The organism is Brevibacillus sp. HB2.2 (assembly GCF_013284275.1).
Lineage (GTDB): Bacteria > Bacillota > Bacilli > Brevibacillales > Brevibacillaceae > Brevibacillus > Brevibacillus brevis_D.
This window is the reverse complement of sequence record NZ_JABSUV010000028.1, coordinates 13,408-32,492: the sequence shown is the minus strand read 5'-3', so window position 1 is coordinate 32,492 and position 19,085 is coordinate 13,408. Positions and strand designations below refer to the sequence as shown.

The following is a 19,085-nucleotide window of genomic DNA, read 5'->3' as shown; positions in this document are numbered from 1 at the left end:
TAGGTGCACTGCACAGCATGTGGACCATCATATTGATTTTGCTGATCAGTCTACTCATTGCCCTCTTTGAGGTGCCTTATTTGAGAAGGAACGCGATGAAAAAGGAACTGCTGGTTTTCTTCATTTTGCTTGTAGTTGGGACGGGACTTGGGATAGCCGAATCGCTTAGGGTGAATATTCCCAACCCGTTGGACTGGATCACATTTGTCTATAAACCATTCAGCGACTTCATTTTGGGAACTGTGGAATGAAGCAGTAGCCAGCAGCGAGGCGGGGGAGCGAGAGGAATTGATAGACAACGGTCATATTAGCGCAAGGCAATTCATGATACTCGTGGCGCTCTTCGGGATTGGTGATGCGATTTTGTACGTACCATCCCTTACTGCTACCGCTGCCAAACAGGACGCCTGGATCTCCGCCTTCATGGGGTGGGGGGAAGGCTTTCTTTTAACCTACCTGTATGTTTCGCTGAGTATGCGGTATCCGAACAAGTCTATCTTTCAGTACAGCGAGGAAATATTGGGAAAGTGGATAGGGAAAGCGGTGGCTGTTTTGTTCATCACCTACTTCTTCATCGACGCTTCGCTCATGCTGATGGAGATTGGCGATTTTGTCACGACGCAGATTATGCAGGAGACCCCCATTGAAATTATTCTTGTCCTTTTTTTGGTGATCATCATTATGGGGGTCCGCAGTGGACCAGAAGCCTTTTCTCGAGTGGGTGAGCTGTTGTTTCCGTATTTTCTGTTGCTTTTTTTTGTCTTGATCGCATTTATTTCCCCCCAGATCAAAATAGAAAATGTGAAGCCTGTGGTAGCGCATGGAATCGCTCCTGTTATCGGGGGGAACTTCCGATACGTGGGTTATTTGCTGGAAACGGTCATTCTGATCGTGATGTTTCCCTTGGTAAAACGGCCAGCGAGTGCTGCCAAAGCTTATATCTGGGGCATCCTTTTCGCGAATTTTTGCCTGACGATGATTACTTCTGTGGCAATCTTGGTTTTAGGCGCCGATATTACTGTACTACTCGCCTACCCAAGCTACACACTTGCGCAAAAAATCAGTATCGGTAATTTTTTGGAGCGAATAGAAGTGTTGATGGCCGTAATCTGGTTTATCACACTCTTTGTCAAAATTACCATTTGCTATTATGCGGCGAGCTGTGGAATCGCGTATACATTGGGGTTGCGAGATTACCGCCAATTGACACTGCCACTGGGGATGATCATGATTGTGGTGGCATTGGCGACGATGCCTAACCGCTCGTATTTTGATACTTTCGTTTCAGAAATTTGGATGCCTTATTCCTTGACGTACGGTTTGTTCTTGCCCGTTCTTTTGCTGAGTGTGGGGGCCTTAAGAAAAAAACCAGTCTGCTAGCACTGTGAGCTGCAGACTGGTTTTTTGTGATTACGCGCCGATTGTCTTACTCAGCAGCCATGCTGCTTTCTTTCAAGATAACGTCATGTGCGCCGCCTTCTACCAAGCTGGTAGCAGAGATGACGGTGATTCGCGCTTTTTGCTGAAGCTCTGAGATGGAGAGCGACCCGCAATTGCACATGGTCGATTTGATTTTGCTCAAGGTACGGTCTATGTTCTCGCGCAGGCTTCCTGCGTATGGTACGTAGGAGTCTACGCCTTCTTCAAAGACGAGACTGCTTTTGCCGCCAGTGTCATAGCGTTGCCAGTTGCGAGCGCGGTTGGAGCCTTCTCCCCAGTATTCTTTCACGAAGTTGTTGCCGATCTTCACTTTTTTGGTCGGGCTTTCGTCGAAGCGAGCGAAGTAACGTCCCAGCATGACAAAGTCTGCACCCATAGCCAAAGCCAGTGTCACGTGGTAGTCGTGTACGATTCCGCCGTCGGAGCAGAGCGGAACGTAAATGCCTGTTTCCTTGAAGTACTCGTCGCGAGCTGCTGCCACTTCAATGAGGGAAGAGGCTTGACCGCGTCCGATTCCTTTTTGCTCACGGGTGATGCAGATGGAACCGCCGCCGATCCCTACTTTAATGAAATCTGCGCCCGATTCCACGAGATAGCGGAAGCCTTCCTTATCGACGACGTTACCTGCACCGATCGGAACGTTGAAGTTTTCTTTTACAAATTGAACCGTCTCGCGCTGCCATTCGCTGAAGCCATCGGAGGAGTCGATGACCAGGATATCAACGCCTGCTTCCACCAACGCAGGAACGCGCTCCTTGTAGTCCTTTGTATTGATACCGGCACCTACGATATAGCTCTTGTTCGCGTCCAAAAGGGACAGCGGATTGTTTTTGCGGGAATCGTAGTCCTTGCGGAAAACGAGGAAGTCGAGATTTTGATTTTCATCTACGATTGGCAAGCAGTTGAGCTTGTGCTCCCAGATCAGGTCGTTGGCTTCGGAGAGCGTGATGCCGGATTTGCCATAGATCAGCTTCGAGAATGGAGTCATGATGTCGCTGACGAGCTTGTCCTGAGAGTCGCGGCTGATGCGATAATCGCGACCCGTTACGATTCCGAGCAGCTTGCCTTTTGCCGTACCATCTTCCGTAATGGCAACGGTGGAGTGGCCTGTCGCCTCTTTCAATTCCAAAATGTCTTTCAGCGTATGGCTTGGCGTCAGATTGGATCGGCTCACGACGAAACCAGCCTTGTAGCCTTTTGCTTTGCGAACCATGGTTGCTTGGCTCTCGATGGACTGGGAGCCAAAAATAAACGAAATACCGCCACATCTAGCCAATGCGACCGCCATATGATGGTCGGAAACTGCTTGCATGACTGCGGATGAGAACGGTATGTTTAGTGAGATGGCAGGCTTTTCACCTTTTTTATACTTGGTAATCGGAGTGGATAAGTCCACATTGTTCGGTGTGCATTCTTTTGTGGTGAGATTTGGCAACAACAAAAACTCATTAAACGTCCGAGATGGTTCTGTGTAATAAAAAGCCACGATTCTCTCCTCCTAGGTGAAATTGATTTTTGAACTGCCTCTTTTAATAGAGAAATTTTTACCATGTTAACCGTGAAGTACGACAACGTCAATAGGGAATCGTTAGAAGGAGTGATTTCTTTCCTGAAATTGCGAACAGGTCATGAACACGTGTGTATGAGAAGCTCGGATTTGTCAAGGTATCTTTCTTCTTTAGAATAGAAACAGAGAGGACAAGTGTCCCCTCTATCAACTTAATCGGCCTTTGAATTCAATGGGTACGATCATCGTAAAGCAAGGTCCATCTGCATCGTTGCGGGCATCGATCGTCCCTTTATGTGCTTCCAAGACAGCACGGGCAATCGCGAGTCCGAGCCCATGCTTGCCCGACTTTCCTTTGCGGAAACGCTGGAACAAATGCGGTAGCAGCGCTTCCTCAATGGGGGGACCATCATTTGAAATCGTGACGACGACGCTTTTGCCCGCTTGTCTCCCTGAGATCGTAAGTCGGCTGTTAGCGTAGCGGAGTTGATTCTCCATGATATTGACGAATGCAGTGCTCAATTGCTCGCCGTCTCCCTCCACGATCAGGTCGTCTGCCAGATTTAACTCCCACTCGATTTGCGGATTGAGCACGGAGAGCCGCTGCTTTAACAGGTGCATCATTTCTGACAGGTCGACACGGTCGACTTGCATCATTTGCGAGACAGACTCGATCTTCGTGATATACAAGAGCTGCCCGACGACCTTTTCGAGGCGCTTGCTCTCCTCCATGATGATGGAAAGCCCTTTTTCAGCCTGAGGGCCCTGGAAGACGCCTTCTATGAGTCCTTGCGTGTATCCTTGAATCGCCATGATCGGTGTTTTGAGCTCATGGGAAATATTTTGGACAAAATGCTGCTGCGACTCGTCGTATTCCTTCAGTTGGTTTTTCATCATATCGAATGAGCGGGCGAGCTGCCCGATCTCATCCCCGCGATCCATCGCTAGCGGGATATCGAACTGACGACGAGCGATCTTTTTGCACAGCTCTTCAAGTGTGCGGAGCGGTCTGCTCAAATACCCGCTAAACCACACGGCCAAAAGCCAGCTTACGAGCAGCAGCAGACCAAAAACGAGCAAAAACTGACGAGTCAAAATTGAATTGATCTGGTTGAGCTCCTGTTCCTTGGAGAACAGCACCATGTAGTAAGGGAAGCCGTGGTAGTCCATTTTTTTGCTGACGAACAAATAGCTCTCGTCTCCACGGTCCAGTGAACCATGCTGCAGTTTTTGGCTTGGGTATGTAGCTGCTTTTAGGAACAGCTCCTTGGAATCCTCATACGGAATGCGGCCATTGCTATTGCTCCGACTGCCCAGCTCTTGACCGTTCTCGGCATAGACAATCATATCAAAGGAGTACTCATAGCGTTGGAGCAAGAGCTGTAAAAAGTATGGGGCAGCAGCCGGAACAGGCAGCAGCTCATTATGCTCGTTGAAGGAGATATGCTGAGATAATGTGTAAAACTCTTCTTCCAAGAGCGAGTAAGTGTTGGATACCAGATACTGTTTGACAGCCAGTGGATACCCGATGCCAAGGCCAACCCCGAGGACGCTTGTCAGGATCATGAACAAAATGAGGATTTGCCTGGAAATCGGCAGGTTTTTGAGCCTGAATTTGCTCATATACGCGTCATTCGGTAGCCGAAGCCATAGACCGTCTCCAATGGAAACTTGGGCATTTTCTTGCGGATGCGCTTCACCAAGTCATCGACAGCTCTATCTGAGCCGATGTAGTCTTCCCCCCAGATGGAGGTTAGAATCTGCTCACGATTCAAGGCCAGACCTTGATTGTGCAAAAGGTAGACAATGAGCTCGAATTCTTTGGTGGTTAAATCAATAAGCTCGTCGCCTTCTTTTACTTGTCTGCCTTTTTCTGAGATGATATAAGGATCGATCGTTACCCAATCTTGGAAAGTCTGGGTAGAGGAAGCAGCGGCACCAGGCTTCTCATAGGTGCGCTGGAGCAGCTTTTTCGCACGGATGACCAGCTCCCGAGGGAGAAATGGCTTCGCCAAGTAGTCGTCGCTGCCTAGTTCCAGTCCGATGATTTTATCGACATCCTGATCACGAGCGGAGATGAAGATGATGGGGACATTCGACTTTTCGCGGATAAGACGCAAAAGCTCATAGCCGTCGATGTCGGGCATCATGATGTCCAAAATCCACAAATGTGGTTGTGTTTCTTCATCAAGTAACGGCAAGACGTCCTTGCCGCTAGAAAACGCTTTCACTTGCAATCCGGCATTTTGCAAATACGATTGTAGCAAGTCCAACAGGTTCGTTTCATCGTCCACCAGATAGACGAGGTAGGGGGTATTCATAGATTTCGGCCTCGCTTTGCATCTGTTTTATATCCGTATTGTAGCATAGCCCAAAACCAGATGTGTGGCACGGACGTATGAGAATCGTGGAAAACGTGTGGAAGCAGGATTCCCCTCTATCCTTCTGGAAAAAGAAACAGGGAAAAAAAGACAACGAGAGATGGAAAGGAGCGATTCATTATGAAACGAACAGTCAAATCGTCTCTCATGGTACTAGCCTTCATGCTCTTAACGACGGCTTGCGGTCAAAAGCCAGTGGACACCCAACCTAGTCCACAGGTACCTGATCCGCTTGTGCAAACGCCACCGGAAACGAATCAGCCCATCGAATATGCGTATAAGGCACCGATGACAGGAATTGGCAGTCAAGAAAACCTGGGGAGCAAACGCCCGATCATGGTGATGATCAACAACGCTCCGCCAGCACGGCCACAAACAGGCATCAACAAAGCGGACATGATTTATGAGGTATTGTCAGAAGGGGAAATGACCCGTTTTCTTGCGATATTCCAAAGCCAAAAGCCGGAAGTAATTGGACCTGTCCGCAGTATCCGCCCTTATTTTATCCAGATCGGGACTGGTTTCGATGCAGTCCTCGTCCACGCGGGAGGCAGTCCGGATGCGCTGGAAACCTTGGCGCGAAAAGACCTCAGTCATCTGGATGAAATCCCGAACGGTAAATACTTTTGGCGCGAAAAATTCCGCAAAATGCCACATAACCTGTACACCAAGCCAGAGCTTTTGGAAAAAGCGATGCAGGATAAAGGGATGCGTCAAACGGCAGAGGTGCCTCGCTTCACGTTCTTGCCGGAGGATACCGAGATCAAGGAAGGTGAGCCTGCTACACAGGTAGATCTGACTTTCCACTCATTGAATAAAGCGGCTTTTACATATGATGCCGAGCAAAAGAAATACATGCGCTTTACGGCAGGCAAGCCACATTTGGACTTGAGCGACAAGAAACAGTTGTCCACGACCAATCTATTGGTCATCTCTGCCAAACACCGCGTGCTGGATAAAGAAGGGCGTCTATCGGTCGATGTAATCGGTCCGGGGGACGGCTATTTGTTCCAGCAAGGAAAAGCTCGCAAGATCAAATGGAAGCGCAGCAATGGTGTCATCCGTGCCTATGAGGACGCGGCTTTGACGCAAGAAGCACCACTTTTGCCTGGAAATACCTGGATTTCTATATTACCGAACTCACCGGGTCTGTCGAAGTCCCTCACGTTCCAGTAAGGATTAGGGGTTGCGGATGAAGGCGGTTTCTTCTAAGATAATTGGTGAAGCTTTAGTGCTTAAAAATTGTACAGTGAGAAATCGCTCGATAGACGGATATATAACAGAGGTGACAGACATGCAATTGGAAAAATTAAAAGGAAAAGGGCTCGAACAGTTGTTTGAAGCTGTTCTTTCCCTGGAAACGATGGAAGAGTGCTATCAATTTTTTGACGATCTGTGCACAGTGAACGAAATGCAGTCACTCGCACAGCGCCTGGAAGTGGCGAGAATGCTCCGCAAAGGCTTTACTTACAATCAGATTGAAGCAGAGACCGGGGCAAGTACGGCGACGATTTCCCGCGTCAAACGCTGTTTGAACTATGGAAATGACGGATACCAGATGGCACTTGAGCGGATCGGAAAATAGCTAGGAGGCAGGCAACGTTGATTGACTATCGTGGCTGGCGCCATACATTTAAACTAGACCCGGATAAAACAATCGATGACGAGGCCTTGGAGGCGATTTGCGAGTCCGGAACAGATGCGATCATTGTGGGCGGCACGTACGGTGTGACCTATGACAATACCCTCGAATTGATGTCGCGACTGCGTCGTTACGCAGTACCGGCTGTCCTGGAGATTTCCTCGCTGGATGCAGTTGTGCCGGGATTTGATTCGTACTTGATCCCGCTCGTATTGAACGCTGGCGATCCAGACTGGATTTTTGCTCCGCATGTATCGGGGCTTCAAGCGTTTGGTGCTTATATTCATTGGGATGAGATCATTACAGAAGGATATATCATCGCCAATCCAGACGCGGGCGTAGCACAGCTGACAAAAGCACGGCCGATTGCGGATGCCACGCAGGCCAAAGCGTACGCGCAGGTAGCGACGAACATTTGTCGTTTGCCGATTGTCTATATGGAGTACAGCGGTACATACGGCGATCCGACAATCGTAAAGGCTGCCAAGACAGGCGCGGGCGAAGCCCACCTCTTTTATGGCGGCGGGATTCGTAACCCGGAGCAAGCGGCAGAAATGGCCGCGATTGCAGATACGGTTGTTGTAGGGAATGTCATTTATGATGATCTCGCTGCTGCGCTCGCTACTGTGAAGGCTGTAAAAGGAACCCAATACTAAAAAAAGACCACCACTCCCATGAGCTGTTACAGTCTCGTTGGGAGTGGTGGTTTTATTTTTGCGCTAGTTCTTCAGTGGAAGTGCTACGCTCCAATCCATATCTTTTGCTTTGTTCACTTGTTCCTCGATCGTAAGCGTCAGCTCTTTCGGGATAACGTCCATCTCATCTACGAGTGTACCTTTCATGATAAAATTCCCTTTTTCATCTTTTGTTGTGGAGCCCATGAAATTAAAATCGTATTCTTCTCCCTTGTCATCAGCACCCTGCCAGGAGTCTAAAAAGATCACACCCGGTGCCAAAGTTGCCTCTAGCTGTAATGTATTACGCAGCCTTTTGATTTTTTCAGAAGTGATTGGGTTTGTTTTCGTTATCTCTTCTGAAGCAAAGTTTGAGAAGGTTAGTGTGCTTCCTTCATGCTTTATCGTTACAGGAGTGGTTTTTAGTGTCTCAATGGACAGCTTTTGCTTAAAATTCGAAGGAACCTGATCGTAATTATCACCGACTCTAAAGGTTAGATTTTTATCCGTTGGCAAGGAATGAAAGGTGATGAAGTGAATATTTTTGTCATCGGTTGCACGAACGAAATATTCTCTGCTTACATTTTTGAAAAATGGATTCGGCTCTTCCCCAAATTCACTCACTAGGTCCAGAGTGCTCCAAGCTGCGAGTACAGCCCCCTTGTCGTCCACTACTTCATAAGTTAAGGATGGGGAGCTACCGCTTCCTTCCGTATTCTCGATAACGAATTCAGTTTGGCCAGGTGTCACCATCACTTGCTTTAGATTAATCACTTCGCCATTGGGAGCGGTAAAATGCTCGTTAATGGGAACAATTCTCGTTTCCTTTTTGGCTTTGGAAATATCAACAGGGATGGTTACGCTCCAATTTCCGTCAACTTTGTCCAGCTTCTTGATGCGAAGCTCGATGTTTAGTTTGTCAGGAATCTTGCTGACATCTGTAAAATATCGGCTAATCGGTCGGCTGACCATCAAGTACTCCTCTTTTTCGCCGATGCTTTCCTTCTTGTTATATTTAAGATGGTACTTATCAATTGTTTCAAGAACGTTTCCGTCCTCGTCTGTGATTTTTATTTCATAGGTTTCGTTCAGTTTATCTTCATCCCCCACTGGCAAATTCCGGAACAACTTTTCAAGCTGCTTGCCATTCTTATCCTTGAAGCCGAAAATAATCCGGACATCCCTCGTATCTGCCATAACTTCTTTTACTTCCAGCGTCATTCCGTTGTCGACGGCTTTCAAATCAAGCTTCTTGTTATATCCTCTTTCAAGTCCACGCTGGATGAGGGCGTCCTCGGGAGCTTCTGCTGCAAACAAGCTACTCTCTGTCTGCTGCGGATCTGATTTTATGGTAGAGGCATACAAGTTATTTACATAAGTCGCAAAGGATGGTGAAGTCAGTGTTCCAAAATAGACTACTGCTGCCATTCCTGCTACGGCGATGGTTGCTTTTTTCACGATATCCAGGCTCCTTTTTTTCCAATCGATTTTCTTCTGTATCTTTTGTCTTTCTGATCGTTTCAGGACGTGAATGGGGTAAGGGGGGAGATTCGCCATAATGTCATGGATGACAGCATCGGATGGCTCATCTGTCGCTAGTGATTCTTCCAGGTCTTCCAGCTCGTCCAGCTCCTGCTTCAACTTCATCTGGCAATGACGGCACTCTTCCAAATGGGCTGCTATGACCTCGGCTTCCTCTGGTTCAAGAAGGTCGTATAGATACAAAGCAATTTGTCCTTTATCTAAACATTTCATAGATGAAAGTCCCCCCCTTGCCCTGCATGTCCGATAGCTTCCCTTAGCTTGTCTTTTCCACGAGACAGGCGCGTCCGCACAGTACTCGATGGAATCGACAGTCGATGGCTGATTTCCTCACAACTCAATGATTCGAAGTAGCGCATTTCGAGGACGATCCGATACTTTTCTTCGACGGACATCATCCTTTGACGCAACAAGCGCTGCCCCTCCTTATTCAAAAAGGCAACCTCCGGCGTGTGGCTATCCACTGGCTCTATTTCTTCATTCGAGCTGAGCGTAAGCTTGCGTTTACGTTTACGCAGCTCGTCCAGACAATGGTTGGCAGCAATCCGGTACAACCATGCAGAAAAATCGTAGTTTGCCTTATATTCTGGTAAATGGTAGTACGTCTTAATGAAAATTTCCTGCACGATATCCTGTGCATCCGGTGTATGTCCCAGCATTTTACGAAGAATGGAACTTACTTTTCCGTGGTATCTGGCAATGATCTCGGAGTAGGCGTCTTTGTTTCCTTGCAAGACCCGCCCGATGATCACTCGATCTTCCTCCATTTGTGCTCCCCCTAGGCAAAAAAGGCTCGCTGCGCAGCTTTTCCTTTTTTGATCAAACAAAAGTGATCTTGGTGAAATTTTCTCGTTACATCCTAGTACTACGAATCCCAAAAGGAAAGCGTCCCAAAATAAGGGGTATTTTCCAACAAGAGAATCAAGAGTTTTTTCCTAAAAGAAGGAATTATGAGATTTTTGATAGAAAATGGAAGGAAAATACTATTGCATACGAAATAAATAGTCGAATATTACCAAAATATATAAAACTTTGCTAATATTTGTAGATTTCTGTAAATTTATGAAATATAATCAACTTGTCTTTATTTTTGAATCAGAGAGAGGAGGAACTATCCATGAAAATCCAAGCGAAAAAAGTTGAAAGCGTTCGCACTACTGCAGTAGCAGCTTAATTCTCTTAAGAAGAGGGGGAATAGCACACGAGCTATTCCTTTTTTTCATCTAAAATGAGCCGGGTTAGCGAACCCCACTATTGGGAGGTGTTTTGTATGGAACGTCGTCCTTTATTTAAACCAGTGCATCCCGTCTATGAAGTGACAGAGCAGATGCTCCGCTTGGGAGAGGCTCCTGGCTATACATTCGAATTGGAAGACGAGAATGGGTCCATCCGCAAGATGATCAAACTGATGGATGGCACTCGTACTGTCGGTGAAATACATACATTGTTGGTTGTCGATTACCCCGAAATTACGTATGAAGAAATAGTGGAAGCAGTGGAATCACTGAGTGGTTTGGGTTTCCTAATGGATCAGGCGAAGGAAGAGGCTTCCGTTCTGACTTCGGAGCAAAAGGAAAGATATAAAGCGAATATTCGCTACTTCTCCTTGTTTACCGATCTCAATCAAAGTCCAAGTGGGCTACAGGAACAGGTAAGTAGAAAAAAAGTGACGATCTTAGGGATGGGTGCCTTTGGCTCTACGCTACTGGTCAATCTGGTAGGAGCGGGTATTCAGCATATCAAGCTCGTGGATTTTGATAGAGTAGAGCTCAGCAATTTGAACAGACAAATGGTCTTTAACGAGCATGATATTGGTCGCCTGAAGGTAGAAGCGGCACGTGATTTCATCGGAAGGCTTCATTCTGAGGTATTGATTGAAACGGAGACGATGCAAATCAAGTCCAGCGAAGACGTGGAGCGGGTTATTGCGGGAAGTGACCTCGTGATGCTCGCAGCCGATCAGCCCTTTTTCTTTTTGCAGAGATGGGTGAATCATGCCTGCACCAAACTGCAAATCCCGTTCATTGCCGGGGGATTCAACCTCATCGAAGGACAGTTCTTCATGGTAGAACCGGGTAAGACAGGCTGTATCGACTGCATGCATTTGCATCGTTCTACACAGATCGAGGACTATCCGCAGCTGATCCAAAGGCTGCTCGATACCAACTTTATTCTGCCTACTGCCACCATTGCACCCAACACTATGATGATTACAGGAATGATGGCTTCCGATGCAATTAGGTATTTGACTGGAATTGCTCCTGTACAATCGGCGGGCAAATTTATCATTTTCGATTTCAACACGTTGGAAAAGAGCGTGTTTTTTGAGTGGGAGCGAAATGAAGCCGAATGCCCGACTTGTGGAAGCGGCAGCGGAACGGAGCCGATTTTTCATATCAAGAGAAACGAAGTGCTAGCAAAGTAAGGAATCGTTCCTGTAAGAGAGGAAGGTGTTTGACAAGTGAATATCTCGGGAGATAGCATTCTCAAGATGCACCCGCTTGCGCGTCGGGCGGAAAACGAGGAAGAGATCCTCATTGGACGAACGGATATCAGCAATTTCATTGTGCTTCCGGCCATTGGTGTCGAGATCATCGATATGCTGGATGAAGGGAAGAGCATTCATGAAGTCGCGACGATCATGGAAGAACGGTTGGGCGAACCGGTAGATGTGCTTGACTTTGCGCAGGATTTAATTGCTTCCTATCAATTTGTCCACATGGTAGATGGAGAAGTTGTCAACGAGCCGGTGCCGGTTGTAGATCATTTCTCTTGGATCAAGCAGGGGACGGGGCAGTTTTTCTTTAACCGTGTTGCCTTTGGATTATACGGTATCTTCTTTTTCACGGGTCTTTTCATTTGTTTGTTTACGGGCAAGTATATCCCGGTCTATTCCGATATTTTTGTTTCTTCTTCCGTGACGGTTTCGGTAGTGGTTTCATTCGTGGCCACTTGGGTTTTTCTGTTTTTCCATGAGATGGCCCACTTGATGGCGGCCCGCTCATTGGGGATCGGCAGTCGTATCGGTCTGGGGCATCGACTTGTTTTTGCCGTAGCAGAGACGAATATGTCCAATATTGTTCTCGTTGAGCCACAGCGAAGATACAGGGCATTTTTGGCGGGAATGTCGTGGGATGCGATGTTTATGGGTATCGGTGTGATTTTGTTGTTTGCCAATGATCAAGGCTGGCTGACGCTTGTGCCCTTCATGGAAGCATTCATTCGCATGCTGAATGTCATTCTGCTCATGGCTTTGGCCTTTCAGTTCATGGTTTTCATGCAGACCGACTTATACTACGTGTTAGCAACCAAGTTCCAATGCTCCAATCTGATGGTGAATACACGTATGTTTTTGAAAGGGAAATTCCGTTCCTTGACGCAGGAAGAGCAGGAGGAATGGGAGTACGTAGCTGACCATGAGAAGAGAGTCATCCGCTGGTATAGCTGGGTCTATTTGATTGGATCAGTGTGGGGAATTTGGTTCTTTGTCCAGTATCAGCTGCGCATGGCGGTTGATTTCATCTGGATCATTGCTGACGACATGAAAAACGCTCCGCTTCACTCGTGGGAGTTTTGGGACGGCATCCTATTGATCCTGTTGGTGCTAGTTCCGTTTCTCATTTTGGGCTGGTCGTGGATGAGAGCCTATCGACAACGGAGAAGCGAAAGAGAGCGGACAAAATCCTTGCAGGGCACATAACTAATTTGTGTCTTCACCTTGCCAAGCTGCCCTGTTACGCTAGGGGAAAGAGAGATACTCAGGCAAAGGAAGTGCTCACATGAACCCGATGATCCAAACTATCATTCATCTGCGAAAAGAAGGGCATCTGGACGAAGCGATCCAGCTTGCCCTTCAGCTCGTCAACCAATCTCCGACTGATCCTGTCGCTCATTATCAGTGTGCGTGGTGCCACGACGCAGCCGGATTGGAGAAGGAAGCCGTTCCCTTTTACGAAAAAGCGATTGAACTGGGACTGTCTGTCGAAGAAGACCTGCAAGGGGCATTACTCGGTCTGGGCAGTACGTATCGCACGCTGGGACAATACGAGCAGGCAGCAGCTACGCTCGAGATGGGGATGCAACAGTTCCCCAGCGACCGTTCCTTTCCGATTTTTCTTTCCATGGCGTATTACAATCTCGGGAAGCATCACGAAGCCATGAATCTCCTCCTGAAAAACCTCGCGGAAACCTCAAGTGATCCTACGATTTTGGCCTATCAAAAAGCGATTCTGTTCTATGCAGATGATCTGAATAAGACATGGTAGCGTCATACTAATTCCATTTGCAGGAAAACAATCGCCTCCCGTTGTACAAGTACAACAGCGGGAGGTGCCTATGTATAAGCTGATATTGGTAGATGACGAAGAAGATGTAAGAGAAGGGGTTAGCCAAGAAATTGACTGGCACAGCCACGGGTACGAGGTGGTTGCCAAAGCAGAAAACGGAAGAGAGGCATTGGAGCTGGTAGAGAGGCTGCGACCGGACGTCGTCGTAACCGACATCAAGATGCCCTTTATGAACGGACTTCAGCTGGCGGAGTCCATCGGGCGCGATTACCCTGCCATCCGCATCATTATCTTGACTGGGTTTGATGAGTTCGAGTACGCGCAAAAGGCCGTGAAGCTGCAAATTGATGAATATGTGCTCAAGCCGTTTTCCGCGAGTGAGCTGATGGAAGCGCTGGACAAGGTCAAGCGACGGATGGACGAAGAGGCGGCCCATCGGGAAAACGTTCAGCTGCTGCGCGATAGCTATCGAAAAAGCTTGCCGGTGCTGCGGGAGGTTTTTTTATCATCTTTGCTGAGTCGTCAACTCGTACAGCACGATGTTTTTTCAAAAGCCTGCGAATACGGGATTGAGCTCAGAAGTCCCGAATATCTCGTGGCGGTCATCTGTGTAGACCAGCCCAAGCAGGAGGAGCAGCAGTTGTTTCTTTTTGCTGTGAAAAATATCGCAGAAGAGCAGCTGAACGCGGGCAAACAGGCGGGTATTGTTTTTCTCCATGAAGATCAGGTTGTGCTGCTCATGCGAACAAAAGCAGACGACACGCAGCGAATCGAAGTGCGAGCACAACATATGGCAGAAGAAATCAGGCGAACGATTGAAAAATATATGAGCATCACGGTAACAATCGGAATCGGCAACGCTGTGGCAAATATAGCAGCACTCCCTTATTCGTATGAGGAGGCCATGCAGGCTCTCGATTACAAAAGCATCCTCGGCTGCAACAGGGTGATTGTGATCAATGACGTGGAAAAGCAAGCGAGTGAGCAGATACGCCTCGATGAGAGAAGGGAGCATGAATTGGTTCGGTGCATCAAAATGGGGACGAGTACGGAGCTTCGGGCCGTGATTGATGAATTGTTTGATCAGGTGGCGGGTGTTCCCGTATCCATTGAGGACTACCGAATTTATTTGTTGGAAATTATGACGACCATTTTGAAGACTGCCCATCGTGCCGAAGTTGACATGGATCAACTATTTGGCGGGCAACGTTATCTGTTGCAGGTCATGACGACTTTTACTGGTATGGAGGATGCTCGAGAACAGATCACAGATATTTGTGAGCGCCTCATGGCGAGTATCGCAAGCGGACGGCAAACGACGTACAGGCGATTGATCACACAGGCATTGGACTACACCCACGCACATTATCATTCTCCCGACATATCCATCCACAAGGTGTGCGAGCATCTGCACATTAGCCTCGGTTATTTTAGCGGTATTTTCAAGAAAGAGACGAAAACCACCTTTGTGTCCTATCTCCTGGCGTTGCGCATGGAAAAGGCCAAGGAGCTTTTGCGGACGACCGATTTGAAGTCCTTTGAAATCGCGGAGAAAGTAGGATATACCGATCCCAATTACTTTAGCTTCAGCTTTCGCAAGTATACAGGCATGTCCGCTAAAGAGTACCGAAGTCAGAGCGAGCAGGAAGGTTAACCGATGAAACGATTGCTTACGGTGATCAAGGTCAAAGGCATTCAATTTATCATTACCACTTCCTTTACACTCGTGACGGTACTCGTCATGCTGTTTGTCGGGGTGATGCTGTACGGAAAATTTGCGCAGACGGCAGAGCAAAACGCCTATCTGCACACACAGCAAATCCTGGAGCAGGTGAAATACAATCTGGACAGCTACTTGAATGGGATGACGCAAATTTTCGAGCTCGTCGATGACAAGATCAGAAGAAGCAAGGGACTCACGGCTGACAAGCTGAGCGAACAGCTGGAGACAATCGTAGAAACGAGAAAGGACATCGTCTCCATCGCGGTTTTTACACGAGACGGAACGTTATTGGCCACAACTCCTTCCAAAGTACTGAGGAAAAACACTCGTTTGACGGAACAGAGCTGGTTCCAAAAGGCGATTGAGGACCCGACGAATCTGAACTTTTCGCTCCCGCATATCCAGAACTTGTTTAAAGGTGAGTACACCTGGGTCGTCTCGATGAGTCGGGAAATTCTTCTCCACGGACCTGACGGAGAAATTCCTGCCGTACTTTTAGTCGATGTGAATTTCAAAGAGATCGATGACCTATGCCAGAGAGTGGGCTTGGGGAAAAAGGGGTACGTCTACATCATCGATTTGGTCGGGAACATCGTCTACCATCCGCAGCAGCAGTTGATTTACGCGGGATTGAAAAATGAAAACCGTTCCTTGCCGCTGAAGCATTCCTACGGCAGCTATGTAGAAGAGACGCAGGACGAAACGCGTTTGATCACGATCAAGACCATCGATCAGCTAGGCTGGAAAATCATTGGGGTTTCCTACATGGACGAGATTGTGACGACCAAAAAAGAAATTAGTCGCTTCATTTTTTGGTTGCTCATCTTTGTGATTGTCATGGTGTTGTTTGTACTGCACTATCTCTCTGCAAAAATATCTCGACCGATCAAGCTGTTGGAGCGGTCCATGGAAAAGGTGGAGCAGGGAGATTTTTCAGAGAGTGAACCGATCCGGGGAAGCCATGAGGTGGAACAGCTTTCCTTGCGTTTTCATCTGATGGTCGCGAAGGTCAGGGAATTGATGCACCAGATCATTCGGGAACAGGAAGCCAAACGAAAAAGCGAGCTGGAGGTGCTACAGGCACAGATCAATCCGCATTTTCTGTACAATACGCTGAACTCTGTGGTCAGAATGGTCGGCAACGGAAAAAACGAGGATGTCATCACCACGATTACTTCGTTGTCAAAGCTGTTTCGGATTAGCCTGAGTAGAGGCAAGAACATTATCACGGTGCGCGAAGAGCTGGAGCATGCACTGCATTATCTCATTATTCAAAAAATGAGGTACAAGCAAAAATTTGAGTACGAGATCGTGGTCGAGAATGAGGATGAGGTGCTCAACTGCCTGACGCTGAAGTTACTGCTCCAACCGATTGTGGAAAACGCTATCTACCACGGGATCGAGCATTTGGCTGATCCGGGCCGGATTCGCATTTTTGCAGCGCTCATCGACGGTAAGGTGTTACTTCAGGTAAGTGACAATGGCTTGGGCATGTCCCCAGATGTTCTTGCACAAGTAAAGGCTGGCTTTTACAAAAGCGAAGAAGGCTCGGGCGTTGGAATTCAAAACGTGCAGGAACGCATCCGACTGACCTTTGGCGAACAGTACGGATTGGAAATCGAGAGCGAACAGGAAGAGGGGACCGTTGTGCGTGTATGGATTCCGCGGCAGGTTGCAGAGGAGCGAGATTGTTTATGAGGACAGTAGCGGGGAAACGTTTTACCGTATACGGACTGGTCTTTTTGGTAGCGGTGACGCTTTTTTACTCGTGCAGTGCTTCGCTAACGAATGTGGAAGTAGACAAGAAAAAGACAGTGGCGCTAATCGTCCGTATGAAGCATGGCGATTATTGGCGAACGGTCAAGCTTGGCGCGGAGATGGCTGCTAAGGAATATGAGCGAAACTTGAATTTTTACGCACCGGACTATGAGGAGGATGCTAGCCGACAAATGGAGCTGGTGCAGCAAGCAATCGCAGATGGCTCCGAGACAATCGTGGTGGCACCTAGTGACGAACGAGTTTTGCGAGAAGCCATCAAGCTGACAAGGGAGCGGGCCATCCCGATCCTTGTACTCGACACAGTCGGAAAAGATTCAGCCGTCAAGAGCTACATTGGGACGGATAACTACGATATGGGCAGGAAGGCCTTCGAAAAAATGGTGTATCTAATTGAAAAAAAGGGACAAATCGCATTGCTCGGTACAGATCGGATAAAGGCAAATGCCAAACGAAGAGAACAGGGCGTCCTCGATTTGCTCCCACGGGAAATGCAGGTTGAACTGGTTGCCAACGAAAATGCTCCCTCGGATAAAAAGCAGATTGGTGAGTGGACGCGCAAACTGTTCGGCAAACATCCGCAGTTGAAAGGAGTGATTGCACTCGATTCCAGTACAGCGATCGGTGTGGCCGAGGAAATGGAAAACAGTGGACTACGGGACAAAGTCAAAATCGTCGCCATCGACAGTCCGCCGGAAGTACTGGAGTATTTGCAGGAAGGTATCATTTCCGCGACGATCATCCAGAAGCCGCTATCGATGGGATATCTCGGCGTCAAGTACGCCGTCGAAGCGAGCAATGGCGAAGTAGTGCCCAGTCTGGTCGACACCGGAACAAAGGTAATCGATCGGGAGAATATGTTCTGGTCGGAGAATCAAAAGCTCCTCTTCCCCTTCGTTAAATAGGCCACCGAAAAACAGATGAGAATTTTGCTAGAAATGCGCAGAATTTTCGATGGAACACAATTTGGAAAACGCTTACATTTGGTATATATCAGATGTAAACATAGGGGATAAAGGGGGATTATCGAATGAAAAAGCTGATTGCTACTACACTGGTGGCCGCTGTTACACTCTCGGTGGTTGGATGCTCACAGTCAGGCGGTTCGCAGCCAGCAGCGTCGGGGGGAGGGGCGGCTCCTGCGGGGAATCCCAAAATCGGGATCGCCATTTACAAGTTCGATGATACGTTCATGACGGGAGTACGCAATGCGATTTCAAAAGCAGCGGAGGGCAAAGCGGAAGTGGACATTGTAGACAGCCAAAATGCTCAGCCTACGCAAAATGACAAAGTGGATTTGTTCATTAACAAAAAGGTGAATGCCCTCGCCATCAATCCGGTGGATCGCACAGCTGCTGGCGTCCTTATCGACAAGGCGAAGCAGGCCAATATCCCTGTCGTCTTTTTCAACCGTGAGCCGATGCCAGAGGATATGCAGAAGTGGGATAAGGTCTATTACGTGGGAGCAAAAGCGGAGGAATCCGGCACGATCTCGGGGCAGCTGATCGTCGATTACTGGAAGGCAAACCCGGAAGCAGATAAAAACAAGGATGGTGTCCTCCAATACGTCATGTTAAAAGGCGAGCCAGGGCATCAGGATGCTGAGCTGCGGACGAAGTTTTCGGTGAAGGCGATTGAAGACGCAGGGATTAAAGTAGAGAAGGTCGCGGAAGATACGGCCATGTGGGATCGCGTAAAAGGGCAGGAAAAAATGGCAGCCTTCCTTGCAGCTTCCGGTGACAAGATCGAAGCAGTTCTTGCCAACAACGACGATATGGCACTGGGGGCAATTGAAGCGCTGAAGGCATCTGGCTATTTCGCGAATGGTAAGTACATGCCCGTTGTTGGCGTGGATGCCACAGCGCCTGCATTGAAGGAGCTGGAAGCGGGAACCTTGCTCGGAACGGTTCTCAACGATGCGAACAACCAGGGAAAAGCAACGCTTAGCATCGCGGCGTCTTTGGCCAAAGGGGAAACGCCAACAAAAGATTCCACAGGCTTTGACATTACGGACGGCAAGTACGTGTGGGTGCCTTACAAAAAAATCACCAAGGAGAACATGAACGACGCGAAATAAGAAGCAGGAGAGTCGGTGAAGAGACGAATCCGACTCT

The 19,085-nt window shown here is 48.1% G+C and carries 17 protein-coding genes; 12 read left to right on the top strand and 5 right to left on the bottom strand.

The features are described from left to right. The first annotated feature begins 17 nt into the window (after positions 1 to 17). Complete coding sequence (locus HP401_RS31270; RefSeq protein ID WP_173606254.1) at positions 18 to 251, top strand: hypothetical protein; 234 nt, start codon at positions 18 to 20, stop codon at positions 249 to 251. A gap of 37 nt (positions 252 to 288) precedes the next feature. Then, the gene (locus HP401_RS31265) at positions 289 to 1,380 is read left to right on the top strand and encodes a GerAB/ArcD/ProY family transporter (protein ID WP_173606253.1); all 1,092 of its coding nucleotides are present in this window, start codon (positions 289 to 291) and stop codon (positions 1,378 to 1,380) included. A gap of 46 nt (positions 1,381 to 1,426) precedes the next feature. Here the strand turns inward: HP401_RS31265 and HP401_RS31260 are convergent, their stop codons facing one another. From HP401_RS31260 to HP401_RS31250, 3 genes are all read right to left on the bottom strand, one after another. Next, on the bottom strand, positions 1,427 to 2,926 hold the full coding sequence (locus tag HP401_RS31260; protein WP_012684407.1) for an IMP dehydrogenase: 1,500 nt from the start codon (positions 2,924 to 2,926) through the stop codon (positions 1,427 to 1,429). Between the two features lie 228 nt (positions 2,927 to 3,154). After that, positions 3,155 to 4,570 (bottom strand): HAMP domain-containing sensor histidine kinase, encoded by a 1,416-nt coding sequence (locus HP401_RS31255; RefSeq protein ID WP_012684408.1) that lies wholly within the window; start codon positions 4,568 to 4,570, stop codon positions 3,155 to 3,157. Further along, positions 4,567 to 5,268: a response regulator transcription factor gene (locus HP401_RS31250; protein WP_012684409.1), complete on the bottom strand. Its 702-nt coding sequence runs from the start codon at positions 5,266 to 5,268 to the stop codon at positions 4,567 to 4,569. The genes HP401_RS31255 and HP401_RS31250 overlap by 4 nt, the downstream gene beginning before the upstream one ends. Positions 5,269 to 5,448: 180 nt before the next feature. On the opposite strand from HP401_RS31250, the gene HP401_RS31245 reads away from it, so the two are divergent. The 3 genes from HP401_RS31245 (at position 5,449) to pcrB (ending at position 7,626) form a co-directional block, all read left to right on the top strand. Next, the gene (locus tag HP401_RS31245; protein WP_173606252.1) at positions 5,449 to 6,504 is read left to right on the top strand and encodes a DUF3048 domain-containing protein; all 1,056 of its coding nucleotides are present in this window, start codon (positions 5,449 to 5,451) and stop codon (positions 6,502 to 6,504) included. A gap of 118 nt (positions 6,505 to 6,622) precedes the next feature. Next, entirely contained in the window at positions 6,623 to 6,913 is a 291-nt protein-coding gene (locus tag HP401_RS31240; RefSeq protein ID WP_007717484.1) for a YerC/YecD family TrpR-related protein, read from the top strand. A 17-nt stretch (positions 6,914 to 6,930) separates the two neighbouring features. Then, a complete protein-coding gene (gene pcrB / locus HP401_RS31235) occupies positions 6,931 to 7,626 on the top strand; it encodes a heptaprenylglyceryl phosphate synthase (RefSeq protein WP_173606251.1) in 696 nt (231 codons plus the stop codon). 63 nt (positions 7,627 to 7,689) lie between these two features. On the opposite strand, the gene HP401_RS31230 is transcribed toward pcrB, so the two are convergent. Continuing rightward, entirely contained in the window at positions 7,690 to 9,399 is a 1,710-nt protein-coding gene (locus HP401_RS31230; RefSeq protein WP_173606250.1) for a DUF4179 domain-containing protein, read from the bottom strand. Next, positions 9,396 to 9,953, bottom strand: a complete 558-nt coding sequence (locus tag HP401_RS31225) for an RNA polymerase sigma factor (RefSeq protein ID WP_012684413.1) — start codon at positions 9,951 to 9,953, stop codon at positions 9,396 to 9,398. Before HP401_RS31225 ends, HP401_RS31230 begins: the two co-directional genes overlap by 4 nt. Positions 9,954 to 10,456: 503 nt before the next feature. Here HP401_RS31225 and HP401_RS31220 point away from each other — a divergent pair. The 7 genes from HP401_RS31220 (at position 10,457) to HP401_RS31190 (ending at position 19,048) form a co-directional block, all read left to right on the top strand. Next, entirely contained in the window at positions 10,457 to 11,611 is a 1,155-nt protein-coding gene (locus HP401_RS31220; RefSeq protein WP_173606249.1) for a HesA/MoeB/ThiF family protein, read from the top strand. A 36-nt stretch (positions 11,612 to 11,647) separates the two neighbouring features. Further along, entirely contained in the window at positions 11,648 to 12,886 is a 1,239-nt protein-coding gene (locus HP401_RS31215) for a PqqD family protein (RefSeq protein WP_173606248.1), read from the top strand. A 79-nt stretch (positions 12,887 to 12,965) separates the two neighbouring features. Then, positions 12,966 to 13,451, top strand: a complete 486-nt coding sequence (locus HP401_RS31210) for a tetratricopeptide repeat protein (protein ID WP_173606247.1) — start codon at positions 12,966 to 12,968, stop codon at positions 13,449 to 13,451. Between the two features lie 70 nt (positions 13,452 to 13,521). Further along, on the top strand, positions 13,522 to 15,126 hold the full coding sequence (locus HP401_RS31205) for a response regulator (RefSeq protein ID WP_173606246.1): 1,605 nt from the start codon (positions 13,522 to 13,524) through the stop codon (positions 15,124 to 15,126). Between the two features lie 3 nt (positions 15,127 to 15,129). Further along, positions 15,130 to 16,893 (top strand): cache domain-containing sensor histidine kinase, encoded by a 1,764-nt coding sequence (locus HP401_RS31200; RefSeq protein WP_173606245.1) that lies wholly within the window; start codon positions 15,130 to 15,132, stop codon positions 16,891 to 16,893. Beyond that, positions 16,890 to 17,876, top strand: coding sequence for a substrate-binding domain-containing protein (locus HP401_RS31195; RefSeq protein WP_173606244.1), 987 nt, complete (start codon positions 16,890 to 16,892; stop codon positions 17,874 to 17,876). The genes HP401_RS31200 and HP401_RS31195 overlap by 4 nt, the downstream gene beginning before the upstream one ends. 125 nt (positions 17,877 to 18,001) lie before the next feature. Further along, positions 18,002 to 19,048 (top strand): galactose ABC transporter substrate-binding protein, encoded by a 1,047-nt coding sequence (locus HP401_RS31190; RefSeq protein ID WP_173606243.1) that lies wholly within the window; start codon positions 18,002 to 18,004, stop codon positions 19,046 to 19,048. Positions 19,049 to 19,085: the final 37 nt, after the last annotated feature.